This is a genomic window from Micromonospora sp. NPDC047670 (assembly GCF_043204915.1).
Classification (GTDB): Bacteria; Actinomycetota; Actinomycetes; order Mycobacteriales; family Micromonosporaceae; genus Micromonospora.
Genome location: NZ_JBIDDA010000003.1, coordinates 506,424 through 518,735, shown reverse-complemented (window position 1 = coordinate 518,735; position 12,312 = coordinate 506,424). Strand labels below are relative to the sequence as shown.

The 12,312-nt window shown below is 73.9% G+C and carries 11 protein-coding genes; 7 read left to right on the top strand and 4 right to left on the bottom strand.

Translation table 11 applies throughout. The features are described 5' to 3' along the window. Positions 1-43: 43 nt before the first annotated feature. The 4 genes from ACGF7U_RS10330 to ACGF7U_RS10315 all read right to left on the bottom strand — a co-directional run bounded on the left by ACGF7U_RS10330 (position 44) and on the right by ACGF7U_RS10315 (position 3,369). Complete coding sequence (locus ACGF7U_RS10330) at positions 44-565, bottom strand: DinB family protein (RefSeq protein WP_393105017.1); 522 nt, start codon at positions 563-565, stop codon at positions 44-46. 61 nt (positions 566-626) lie between these two features. After that, a complete protein-coding gene (locus tag ACGF7U_RS10325) occupies positions 627-1,124 on the bottom strand; it encodes a universal stress protein (RefSeq protein ID WP_393105015.1) in 498 nt (165 codons plus the stop codon). Between the two features lie 67 nt (positions 1,125-1,191). Then, positions 1,192-1,632, bottom strand: coding sequence for a MarR family winged helix-turn-helix transcriptional regulator (locus tag ACGF7U_RS10320; protein WP_393105013.1), 441 nt, complete (start codon positions 1,630-1,632; stop codon positions 1,192-1,194). 24 nt (positions 1,633-1,656) lie between these two features. Beyond that, positions 1,657-3,369 (bottom strand): alkaline phosphatase D family protein, encoded by a 1,713-nt coding sequence (locus tag ACGF7U_RS10315; protein ID WP_393105011.1) that lies wholly within the window; start codon positions 3,367-3,369, stop codon positions 1,657-1,659. Positions 3,370-3,519: 150 nt separating this feature from the next. On the opposite strand from ACGF7U_RS10315, the gene ftsY reads away from it, so the two are divergent. From ftsY to ACGF7U_RS10280, 7 genes are all read left to right on the top strand, one after another. After that, entirely contained in the window at positions 3,520-4,707 is a 1,188-nt protein-coding gene (ftsY, locus tag ACGF7U_RS10310; protein ID WP_393105009.1) for a signal recognition particle-docking protein FtsY, read from the top strand. Between the two features lie 7 nt (positions 4,708-4,714). Beyond that, positions 4,715-5,578: an aminoglycoside phosphotransferase family protein gene (locus ACGF7U_RS10305; protein WP_350680417.1), complete on the top strand. Its 864-nt coding sequence runs from the start codon at positions 4,715-4,717 to the stop codon at positions 5,576-5,578. A gap of 186 nt (positions 5,579-5,764) precedes the next feature. Further along, a complete protein-coding gene (locus tag ACGF7U_RS10300) occupies positions 5,765-7,189 on the top strand; it encodes an ammonium transporter (protein WP_393105007.1) in 1,425 nt (474 codons plus the stop codon). A gap of 25 nt (positions 7,190-7,214) precedes the next feature. Further along, positions 7,215-7,553 carry a P-II family nitrogen regulator gene (locus ACGF7U_RS10295; RefSeq protein WP_357695411.1) on the top strand — a complete coding sequence of 113 codons (339 nt, stop codon included), beginning with the start codon at positions 7,215-7,217 and terminating at the stop codon, positions 7,551-7,553. 16 nt (positions 7,554-7,569) lie between these two features. Next, complete coding sequence (locus ACGF7U_RS10290; protein WP_393105005.1) at positions 7,570-9,921, top strand: [protein-PII] uridylyltransferase; 2,352 nt, start codon at positions 7,570-7,572, stop codon at positions 9,919-9,921. A gap of 184 nt (positions 9,922-10,105) precedes the next feature. Continuing rightward, a complete protein-coding gene (ffh, locus tag ACGF7U_RS10285) occupies positions 10,106-11,665 on the top strand; it encodes a signal recognition particle protein (protein WP_393105003.1) in 1,560 nt (519 codons plus the stop codon). 67 nt (positions 11,666-11,732) lie between these two features. Then, a complete protein-coding gene (locus ACGF7U_RS10280; RefSeq protein WP_393105001.1) occupies positions 11,733-12,311 on the top strand; it encodes a Uma2 family endonuclease in 579 nt (192 codons plus the stop codon). The last annotated feature ends 1 nt before the right edge of the window (position 12,312 follow it).

The window sequence follows — 12,312 nt, the reverse complement described above, 5'->3', positions numbered from 1 at the left end:
TGCCCGTGGGTGGCGCCCGGATGCCCGGCGCCGCCCGGACCGGTCACTCCCCGGTGGCGCCGTCGATGCGTTCGCGGATCAGGTCGGCGTGGCCGTTGTGCCGGGCGTACTCCTCGATCAGGTGCACGTAGACCCAGCGCAGGTTGAACGTCCGGCGCTTCGGGCCGACCTCGGTGAAGGTCTCGTCGAGCGAGCGGCCCGCCGCGGCGGCCCGGGCCAACTCGACCTCGCGGTGGAAGGTGGCGAAGTCGGCCTCGGCGTCGGCGTTGCTGACGTCGTGGTCGGCGTCCGGGTTGTCCGGCGTGAAGTAGGGGTAGTCGACCCGCTGGCCGGCGAAGTTCTCCCGGAACCACCAGGCCTCCACCTCGGCCAGGTGCCGGACGAGGCCGAGCAGGGTCAGCCCGGACGGCTCGACGCTCGGCGTCTTCAACTGCTCGGCGGTCAGCCCAACGCACTTGAGCAGCAGGGTCTGCCGGTGGTAGTCCAGCCAGCCCTCCAGCATGGTGCGCTCGTCGCCGACGTAGGGCTCGGGGGTGCGGGTGATCTCCGGTGCTCTCCAGGTCATGCCGGCCATCCTCGCCGGGGGGACCGACAACCGCGACGGCTTATCAGGGCACCACGACCTGTCAGGGCACCACGACGACCGGCCAGCGGCCGGCCCGGACCAGTCGGGTGGCGACCGAGCCGACCAGCCGGTGCCCGGCCTGCTCGGGCGAGCCGACGACCACCAGGTCCGCCCGGAACTCGTCGGCCGCCGCGCGCAGTTCGGCGTACGCGTCCCCGCGCCGGCACAGGAAGGTGACCGGCAGCCCGAGTTCCTCGGCGCCACGCCGGCACTCCCGGCGCAGCTCCGCGGTCAGCTCCTCCTGACCGCGCCGCACCTCCCCGGCGTCCAGGCCCGGTACCAGGGCGGCCAGCCCCGGCGGGGCGCTGACGTGGACCACCACCAGGGTGGAGCCCTGCCGGCGGGCCAGCCCCGCCGCGTACCAGCCGGCGCGCTCGGAGGTGCGGGTGCCGTCCAGGCCGACCAGCACCACCCGGGGTCCGTCCGTGCCGCGCTCGTAGGGCAGCGGCCGGGTGCGCGGGCCGTACTCCTCCCGCTCGGCGGGTGCGTCCGGGATCATGTCGACTCCGTTCCTTCCCCGTTGCCCTAGGCAACAACTTGCCGCGGCCGGGCGGTATTCCGGCGGCCTAGAAGTACTCCTCGTTGAAGCGGCGCAGCAGCCGGGCGAACTCCTCGACGTCGACGGCCGACCAGCTGTCGAGGGTCTGCCGGAAGCGTTCGAGCCGGCCGCACTGGGCGGCGTCGAACCGGCGCTGCCCCTCCTCGGTCAGGCTGAGCTGCGCGGCGCGCCGGTCCGTCGGGTCGGGATCGCGCCGGATGAGGCCGAGGCTCTCCAGCCCGTGGATCTGCCGGCTCAGCGTCCCCTTGCCGACGCCGAGGCGGGCGGCCAAGTCGGTGAGCCGGACCGAGCCGCACCGGCGCAGCCAAAGCAGCAGCCCGTACGCGTTGGGCTCGAGGTGGGGATGCACCTCCCGGGCGATCTCCCAGGAGACCGCGCGTCCCCGGCGCAGCAGGGCGGTCAGCTCGTGCTCGACGGCCCGCATCGCCTTCGGCAGGTGCTCGTCCACGGTGGCCAGCGTACGGCCGACGGCTCAGCCGCCGTCGGCCAGGCGCTGCCGCATCACCGGCCGCAGGTGGCCGTCGCTGGTGGTGCCCTCGATGGTCACCTCGGCCGCCCGCCCGGTGTGCACGAGCGTGGCGACCGCGTTGCCGAAGTAGGGGCCGGCCAGCCGCTTCCAGCGGAACGGCGGGCGGCGCACCCCGGCCGAGCGGGCGAGCGCCCGGGTGGCCCCGGCGGGCCCGGGCGACCAGCCCAGCCGCATCAGCGGCCGCATCCCGGCGGGCACCTGGTTGTGGATGGGCGAGCAGGTGAGTTGGTGCACCGGGGTGACCACGCTCCGGTCGGCGAACCGGGCCCGCGCCACGTACGAGTGGTGCACGTCGCCGGAGAGCACGCTGATCGAGGCCGGTGGCGCGTACGCCGGCCCGGCCCCGACCCGGTCGCCGGGCTCGCCGGGGGTGCCGCTGCCGATCCGGGCGAACAGCGCGCCCAGCGCGTCGAACGAGCGGCGGAAGGCGGCCCAGTGCTCCAGGTCCAGCGCCCGGCGCAGCTTCTCCGACAGGCGCCCGACCCAGCGCCGCCGGGAGTCCGCGAGCCTCTCGTTCCACGCCTCCACGTGGTGGATGCCCGGCGGCAGCAGCCACGGCAGCGAGGCGCCGACCACGAGGTGGTCGTAGACGCCGTGGGCCCGGTCGAGGAACCACGACCACTCGCCCGGGGGCAGCATCGCCCGCTGGCCGGACTCCAGCACCCGGCTGCACCGGTTGTCCAGCATCACCAGCCGGGTCCGGCCCAGGTCCAGCGCGTAGCTCCACTGGTACTGCACGGCCCGCCACCGTTCGGTGTCGTGGGCGAGGTCGGCCTCGGTGTCGACCCGCTGGCCGAACTCGCGCAGCACGCCCGTGGCGTCCTCCGCCGCGCTGACCTTGGCGAAGACCGGATCGGCGGCGATCTCGTCGGGGGAGAGGTTGCCCAGGTGCTGGTAGACCCAGTAGGACGCCAGGCCGCTGGCGATGCGCTCCGCCCACCAGGGCTGCTCGCGCATGTCCGCCCGCCAGGCGGCCGAGGTGTTCCAGTCGTCGATGATCTCGTGGTCGTCGAAGATCATCACGCTCGGCACGGTGGAGAGCAGCCACCGGATCTCCGGATCGCGCCAGGACTCCAGGTAGAGCTTGGTGTACTCGTCGAAGCTGACCACCTGGTCGCTCGGCGCGCCCTTCGGCCGCCGCCGGCGCCGCTTCAGCAGCCGCCGCACCGTGGGGGAGGTCACGTCGGCGTAGACCTGGTCGCCGAGGAGCACCAACAGGTCGGGCAGGTCGGCCGGGTCGGGGTCGGCCATCAGCCGCCGGGCGTACGCGTCGAGCGCGTCCGGCGGCAGCCGCCGGGTGGTGGCGTGCTGGGTGGTCTCCCGGCAGGAGCCGAAGACCAACCGGACCGGCTGGTCGAGGTCGTCGGCCGCCCGGGTGCGGATGACGCTGGGCGGGAACCCGCTCTTCGCCACCGGCCAGGCGACCTCGTCGTCGATCAGCACCTCGTAGGTCGTCGCGCTGTCCGGGGCGAGCCCCTCCACCACGACGAGCGCGTAGTGGTGCTCGTACGCGGAGAAGGTGGGCGCGGTGCCGTGGGCGCCGTCGGCGGTGCGGACGGTGACCACGGCGGGCGCGCTGGTCTCGACCCAGACGGTGGCCCGCGTCCCGACCACCCGCCGCAGCAACGGGCCGATGAGCAGGTGTGCCGCGGGCATGGTCGACCTCCAGGTGAGTGGACTTCATCTTTACTACCCGGCCGGCGGTCGCACCACTGCTGGCTGTGACCGAGCCTACCGCCGGCTTCCGGACCCCCCGGCGGGAGCGGTGGCTGGGACAGCTTCGCCGGCATCTGACAGGATTCCGGCATGACCGAATACCTCCTCATCGCACTCGCCCTGCTCGGCGTGCTGATCCTTGGCGGCATCGGGCTGGTCGTGCCGCGGCTGCGCCGGCGCCCGGAGCCGCCGCTGCCCGAGACGGAGGTCGAGACCCGGGCCGAGGAGGACCTGGCCGGTCCGCCGGTGCAGGCTCCGGAGGCCGAACTGTCCACCGGGATCCTGGTGGAACCGCCGGTCGTGGAGGCCCCGGCGCCGGTGCTGGAGGTCCCCGAGCCGACCGCCGGGCGGCTGGTCCGGCTGCGCTCCCGGCTGTCCCGCTCGCAGAACGTCTTCGGCAAGAGCCTGCTCGGCCTGCTCAGCCGCGACCATCTCGACGAGGACGCCTGGGAGGAGATCGAGGACAGCCTGATCACCGCCGACGTCGGCATCGACGCCACCCGCGACATCGTCGACCGGCTGCGCGAGCGGACCCGCGTCCTCGGCACGCGCTCCGCGTCCGAGCTGCGCGCGCTGCTCGCCGCCGAGCTGGTCAACGCGCTCGACCCGACCCTGGACCGGTCGCTGCGCACGGCCCCGAAGGAGGGCGTGCCGGCGGTGCTGCTGGTGGTCGGCGTCAACGGGGCGGGCAAGACCACCACCTGCGGCAAGATCGCCCGGGTGCTGGTCGCCGACGGCCGCAGCGTGCTGCTCGGCGCCGCCGACACCTTCCGGGCCGCCGCCGCCGACCAGCTGGAGACCTGGGGCGGGCGGGTCGGCGCGGAGACCGTCCGCGGCCCGGAGGCGGCGGACCCGGCCAGCGTGGCCTTCGACGCCGTCAAGCGCGGCATCGACACCGGCGTGGACACCGTGCTGATCGACACCGCCGGCCGGCTGCAGAACAAGGTCGGCCTGATGGACGAGCTGGGCAAGGTCAAGCGGGTGGTGGAGAAGCACGGCCCGATCGACGAGACACTGCTGATCCTCGACGCCACGACCGGGCAGAACGGGCTGGAGCAGGCCCGGGTCTTCACCGAGGTGGTCAACGTGACCGGCGTGGTGCTCACCAAGCTCGACGGCACCGCCAAGGGCGGCATCGTGATCGCCGTGCAGCGCAAGCTGGGCATCCCGGTCAAGCTGGTCGGGCTCGGCGAGGGCAAGGACGACCTGGCGCCGTTCGACCCCGCGCAGTTCGTCGACGCGCTGCTCGGTACCGAGCCGCTCGCCCGGGACGCGTAACCTCGCAGTGACGACCGACGATCGCGCCTACGCCGGGTGGCGCGACCCCAGCCACCCGTCGCAGCGCCTCGGGAGACCGTACGTGACTTCGCAGGAGATCCCGCTGCACGGCGGGAACGTCAGCACCGTGGTCCGGGTCGGCGACACGGTACGGCGCAACGCCGGGCCGTGGACGCCCTCGGTGCACGCCCTGCTGCGCCACCTCGAGTACGTGGGGTTCACCGGCGCCCCCCGCGCGCTCGGCATGGACGAGCGCAACCGTGAGGTCCTGTCGTACCTGGAGGGGGAGTGCGGGGAGTACCCGCTGGCCCCGCACTGGGTCACCGACGAGGCGCTGGTGACCGTCGCCACCATGCTGCGGATGTTCCACGACGCCCAGTACGGCTTCGTGCCGCCGCCCGGGGCGGTCTGGCGCTCGTTCGGCCCGCCGCCGCCGGACACCGAGGTGATCTGCCACCACGACGCCGCCCCGCACAACGTCATCTGGCGGCCCGACGGCACCCTCGGGCTGATCGACTTCGACCTCGCCTCGCCCGGCGCGCGGATCTACGACGTGGCGTACGCGGCCTGGACCTGGGTGCCGATCTTCTCCGACCGGGACTCGATCACGCTCGGCTGGAAGCACCCCGACCGGCCGCGCCGGCTGCGCCTCTTCGCCGACGCGTACGGGCTGATCCCGCGGGACCGGCACCGGCTGATCCGGACCATCCGCAAGCGGATCGTGGACCACGTGGAGGGCATCCGCCGGATGGCCGCCGCGGGCGAGCCGGCGTTCGTCCGGATCGTGCACAAGGGGCACCTGCGCCGGCCGATGCGGGACCTGCGGCTGCTCGACTACGAGCGCAACGCCCTGGAGTACGCGCTGCGCTGAGCGGTTCGTGCCGCCGTGCGGCGGTGGTGAGGTTCTCTTCACACGTCCGAAACAAGCCGTCACCGTCCGGAAATCGACGGGTGACGTTGGGGGAAACAGGGAGCGAGCAGGCTTCCGCGCATCCGGCGTACGGGCGACGCTGCCCCGGAAGCCGGGAAGGAGGGACTTCACCTTTAGGAGGCCAGCGTGCCTGAGGCACCCACGATCGATTCCGGCAACACCGTCTGGTTGCTGGTGTCGACGGCGCTCGTGCTGCTCATGACGCCCGGACTGGCGCTGTTCTACGGCGGCCTGAACCGGGCCAAGGGTGTACTGAACATGATGATGATGAGCTTCTCCGCGATCGGGCTCATCTCCGTTTTGTGGTGGTTCTACGGTTTCAGCATCGCGTTCGGCAGCGATGTCAACGGCTTCTGGGGCGACCCGGGCGCCTACCTCGGCACCAAGACCTTCCTCGCCGAGACCGACCTCTGGGGCGCGACGGCGGAGAACCCGAGCGGCATCGGCGTCCCGCTCTACGTGTTCATGGCCTTCCAGATGGTCTTCGCCGTGATCACGGTCGCGCTGATCAGCGGCGCGATCTCCGACCGGGCGAGGTTCGCCGGCTGGCTGCTGTTCGCGTTCGGCTGGGCGACGCTGGTCTACTTCCCGGTCGCGCACTGGGTGTGGGGCGGCGGCATCATCGGCGGCGACATCCACGCGCTCGACTTCGCCGGCGGCACCGCCGTGCACATCAACGCCGGCGCGGCGGCCCTGGCCCTGGTGCTGGTGCTCGGCAAGCGGCTCGGGTGGCCCCGGGAGGGCATGAAGCCGCACAACATCCCGCTCGTCGCGCTCGGCGCCGGGCTGCTCTGGTTCGGCTGGTTCGGCTTCAACGCCGGCTCCGAGCTCACCGTCGACTCGGTCGCCGGCCTGGCCTTCCTCAACACCCAGCTCGCCACCGCCGCCGCGGTGCTCGGCTGGATCGCCGTCGAGTGGATCAAGGACCGGAAGCCGACGATGGTGGGCGCCTCGTCCGGCGCCGTCGCCGGCCTGGTCGCCATCACCCCGGCCTGCGGCTTCGTCGCGCCGTGGGCGGCGGTGCTGCTCGGCGTCGTCGCCGGGGCGGTCTGCGCGCTGGCGATCAGCCTCAAGTACAGGCTCGGCTACGACGACTCGCTCGACGTGGTCGGCGTGCACTTCGTCGGCGGCTGGATCGGCTCGCTCTGGCTCGGCCTGTTCGCCACCAACTCGGTCAACGGCGCGATCAGCGACGTGGTGGGCGCCTCCGACGGGCTCTTCTACGGTGGTGGGGCGACCCAGCTCGGCCGGCAGGCCCTGGCCGGTCTGATCGTCACCGTCTGGTCCTTCGGGGTCGCCTGGGTGCTCGCCTTCGTGATCGAGAAGACGATCGGCTTCCGGATCCGGGCCGAGGACGAGGTCGGCGGCATCGACATCGCCGAGCACGCCGAGAGCGGCTACGACCTGTCGCCGGCCGCGGGCAGCGGCGGCGGCAGCGCCTTCGCCATGGCCGGGCTGACCGGCGCCAAGCAGACGGCGGAACCGGCCGCGCCCGCCGCGTCCCCCGCCGAGCCGGCCGCCGAGCCGGTCGACGAGAAGGTCGCCGGTTAACGTTCCTGTGATGGAGGGGTTGGACATGAAGCTGGTGACCGCGGTCATCAAGCCGTACCAGCTGGACGCGGTGAAGGAGGCCCTGCACGCCCTCGGCGTGGCCGGCCTGACCGTCAGCGAGGTCCAGGGCTACGGCCGGCAGAAGGGGCACACCGAGGTCTACCGGGGTGCCGAGTACACGGTCGAGTTCCTGCCCAAGATCCGGGTGGAGGTGCTCACCGACGAGATCGACGTGGAGAAGATCGTCGACGCCGTCGTGGCCGCCGCCCGGACCGGCAAGATCGGCGACGGGAAGGTCTGGGTGACCTCCGTGGACGAGGTCGTCCGGGTACGCACCGGCGAGCGCGGCCTCGACGCGCTCTGACCGGGCCGCGACCGACATGACCCCGTCGATCGAGAGGAACGCGGTGGGAGCCGCCGGCGACGGCGGCGCGGACCTCCCGACCGACGGGGCCGTCGGGGGCGTCGGGGAGGCGGCGCGGGCCGCGCGCGCCGACGCCCACGACCGGTGGCTGCGCGAGTTGCTGCCGGACCGGCCCGGGGTGGCGCTCGTCGCCGTCGGCGGGCTGGGGCGGCGGCAGTGCGCGCCGCACGGCGACCTCGACCTGGTGCTGCTGCACGCCGGGGTGCCCGGCGTGGCCGAGCTGGCCGCCTCGCTCTGGTATCCGGTCTGGGACGCGGGCCTGCGGCTGGACCACTCCGTCCGGACCGTCGCCGAGGCGGTGGAGGTCGCCCGGGACGACGTGAAGGTCGCCCTCGGGCTGCTCGACGCGCGGCTGGTCGCCGGGGACGCCGCGCTCGCCGACACCCTCGTCCGGTCCGCCGCCGACCACTGGCGGCGGACCGCCGTGCGGCAGCTGCCCGGGCTGCGGGAGCTGACCGCCGCCCGCTGGGAGACCCACGGCGAGCTGGCCTTCCTGCTCGAAGGCGACCTGAAGGAGGCCGCCGGCGGGCTGCGCGACGTCGGCATCCTGCGGGCGATCGCCACCGCCGGGATCACCGACGCCCTGCGCCCCGCCGTCCACGCCGCGCACCGGCGGCTGCTGGACACCAGGGACGCGCTGCACGTGCAGGTCGGCCGCCGGGTCGACCGGCTGGTCGCCCAGGAACGCGACGGCGTCGCCGCGCTGCTCGGGCTGCGCCAGATCCCGCCCGGCGCGCCCGACACCGCGCGGCCCCGGCCACTCCGCCCCGACGCGCCGGACGCGACGCTCGCAGCCGTCGGCGACGGCGACGCGCTGCTGCGCCGGATCGCCGGGGACGCCCGGACCGTCAGCCACGCCCTCGACGACGCCTTCCGCGCCGCCGACCGGCTCCGCTCCGGCCGCCGCCGGGGAGCCGACGGTCGGCCGTTGCGCCGGCCGGTCGCCCGGGACGTCGTGGCGCACGACGGCGAGCTGGTGCTGGCCCGCACCGCGATCGGCGCGCGGCCCGACCCGAGCCTGTCGCTGCGGGTCGCGGCCGCCGCGGCCACCACCCGGCTGCCGATCGCCCGGGCCACCTGCGAGTGGCTCGCCGCGTACTGCCCGCCGCTGCCGGCGCCGTGGCCGGCCGAGGCCCGGGCCGCGCTGATCACCCTGCTCGGCGCCGGTCCCGGGCTGGTGCCGGCCTGGGAGACCTGCGACCGGTACGGGCTGATCGAGGGCTGGCTGCCCGAGTGGACCCGGCTGCGCAGCCTCCCGCAGCACAACCCGGTGCACCGGTTCACCCTCGACCGGCACCTGGTGCAGACCGCGTCCGAGGCCAGCCGGTACACCCGCGAGGTCGACCGCCCCGACCTGCTGCTGCTCGGCGCCCTCCTGCACGACATCGGCAAGGGGCTGCCGGGAGACCACAGCACCGTCGGCGCGCCGCTGGCCGAGGCGGTGGCCGTCCGGATCGGCCTGCCCGGGCCGGAGGCCGCGCTGATCGGCACGCTGGTCCGGCTGCACCTGCTGCTGCCCGACGTGGCCACCCGGCGTGACCTCGCCGACCCGGTCACCATCGCCGGGGTGGCGGAGCGGGTCGGCGACACCAGCACCCTGGACCTGCTGCACGCCCTGGTCCGCGCCGACGCCGCGGCCACCGGCCCCGCCGCCTGGTCGGACTGGAAGGGCCGGCTGGTCGCCGAGCTGGTCGCCCGGGTACGCACCGCGCTGGACACCGGCGCGCTGCCCGCCCCGCCCGCCCCGGACCCGGCCCTGCTGGCGGGGCCCCTGCCGGTCGTACGCCTGACGGGGGACCGGGTGGCGGTGGCGGCGGCGGACCGGCGTGGCCTGCTCGCGACGGTGGCCGGCTGTCTGGCCCTGCACCGGCTCGAAGTCCTCTCCGCCGACGCCTCCACGGTCGACGGCCGGGCCCTGGTCGAGTGCCGGGTGCAGCCCCGGTACGGCCTCCCGCCCGACCCGATCGCCCTCGGCGCCGACCTGCGCCGAGCGGTGAACGGCGACGTCTCGGTCACCCAGCGGCTGCGCGGCCGGGCCCTGGCGGCGCGGGCCGAGGGGGCCGCGCCCCGGGTGGTCTGGCACCGGGAGGCGGCCACCGACGCCGTGCTGCTGGAGCTGCGCGCCGCCGACGCGGCCGGCCTGCTCTACCGGGTCACCTGCGCCCTCGACGAGGCCGGCGCCCAGGTGCGCGCGGCCCGCATCTCCACCCTCGGCGGGGACGTGGTGGACGCCTTCTACCTGGTCGGCGGCTGGCCGGACGACGCCGCCCGCGCCCGGCTGGCGGCCGCGGTGCTGGCCGCCGTGTGAGGAGGGGCCCCGGTCGCCGCCCGCGGCGGGATCCCCTGTCGGCGCGGCCCGCGGCCCGCGTCGTCGGGGCCGGCTGCGCCCGGCCCGGAGCGGCCGTGCGGGCGGCCGGATACCCTAGCGGTGGCCGGACGCCTCGCCCGGTCGCCGATGTGCCCGCCGGAACACTGACAAACGGGATGTTCGCGTGTTTGACACCTTGAGTGACCGCCTGTCCGGGATCTTCACCAAGCTCCGCGGCAAGGGTCGGCTCACCGACGCCGACATCGACGCCACCGCGCGTGAGATCCGCCTCGCGCTGCTGGAGGCGGACGTCGCGCTGCCGGTGGTCAAGGGCTTCATCTCGAACGTCAAGGAGCGGGCGCGCGGCGCCGAGGTCTCCCAGGCGCTCAACCCCGCCCAGCAGATCATCAAGATCGTCAACGACGAGCTGGTCAACGTGCTCGGCGGTGAGGGCCGGCGGCTCCAGTTCGCCAAGCAGCCGCCGACCGTGATCATGCTCGCCGGCCTCCAGGGTTCCGGCAAGACGACCCTCGCCGGCAAGCTGGCCCGCTGGCTCAAGGCCCAGGGGCACCAGCCGCTGCTGGTCGCCGCCGACCTCCAGCGCCCCAACGCCGTCGGGCAGCTCCAGGTGCTCGGTGGCCGCGCCGGCGTCGAGGTGTACGCCCCGGAGCCCGGCAACGGCGTCGGCGACCCGGTGCAGGTCGCCCGCGCCTCGATCGAGCACGCCCGGCGGGCGGCCCGGGACATCGTCATCGTCGACACCGCCGGCCGGCTCGGCATCGACGCCGAGATGATGCAGCAGGCCGCCGACATCCGCGACGCGGTCGACCCGGACGAGGTCATCTTCGTCATCGACGCCATGGTCGGCCAGGACGCGGTGCGCACCGCCGAGGCGTTCCGCGACGGCGTGGGCATCACCGGCGTGGTCCTCTCCAAGCTCGACGGCGACGCCCGCGGCGGCGCGGCGCTGTCGGTCCGGGAGGTCACCGGGCAGCCGATCCTCTTCGCCTCCACCGGCGAGAAGCTGGAGGACTTCGACGTCTTCCACCCCGACCGGATGGCGAGCCGGATCCTCGGCATGGGCGACGTCCTCACTCTGATCGAGCAGGCCGAGCAGGCCTTCGACGCCGATCAGAAGGAGAAGATGACCGCCAAGCTGATGGGCGGCGAGCAGTTCACCCTGGAGGACTTCCTCGACCAGCTCATCGCGGTCCGCCGGATGGGCCCGATCGCGAACGTGCTGGCCATGATGCCCGGCATGGGGCAGATGAAGGACCAGCTCGCGGAGCTGGACGACAAGCACTTCGACCGGGTCACCGCGATCATCCGGTCGATGACGCCGGGCGAGCGGAGCAACCCGAAGATCATCAACGGCTCCCGCCGGGCCCGCATCGCCAACGGCTCCGGCGTCACGGTGATGGACGTCAACCAGCTGCTCAACCGCTTCGCCGACGCGCAGAAGATGATGAAGCAGATGGGCGGCATGATGGGCCTGCCCGGCGGCGGCCGGCGCAAGGCGACCAAGTCGCCGAAGAACAAGCGTAAAGGCACCAAGGGCGGCAACCGGCCGCGCGCCGGGGCGGGCGCCGGGACGCCGGGCGGCTTCCCCGGCGGCATGCCGCAGCTCCCGCCGGGCATGGACCCGAACGACCTGGCCGCCGGCCAGGGCCTGCCGCCGGGCTTCAAGCTGCCGAAGATCGACTTCAACAAGCTCGGCAAGGGCGGCGACGGCCGGCCCCGCTGAGGCGTGTCGGTGACGGCGGGTGACGCGATCCCTGCGTAGGGTGATGTCGCCCCTGGGAGGAGGAGTCATGACGGTGGCGCCCATCCTGCCCGAGCGGTCGGAGTGGACGGTCGACGACCTCGGTGACCTGCCGAAGGACCTTCCGTACGAGTTGGTCAACGGAAGGTTGACCGTGCCGTCCCCCACCGCCGTGCATCAGGATCTCTGCGTGCGACTGCTGCTCGCGCTCGAGGTCAACTGCCCCGCCGAATACCTGGTCAGCATCGACCTGTCGATGCGTATCGACCGCCGCAACGAGCCGCGCCCCGACGTGGTCGCCATCCGCCGCGAGCACGCCGACCGCTCGCCCGTCCCCGTGGAGGACGCGCTGCTGGCCGTCGAGGTGCTCTCGCCGACCTCCACGTTCCGCGACCTCTACGACAAGGCGAAGGTCTACGCGCACGCCGGGGTGCGGACGTACTGGGTGGTCGACCCGCTGCACGAGCGGATGACCCTGACGGAATACACGCTCGGCCCCGCCGGCGAGTACGAGGCGGTGACGCACACCGAGGACCTCTTCGTCACCGAGCGGCCGTGGAAGGTCTCCGTCGACCTGCCCGCGCTGACGGCGCGGCGGGCCGGGCTGCTGGCGCGCGACGGGGACTGAC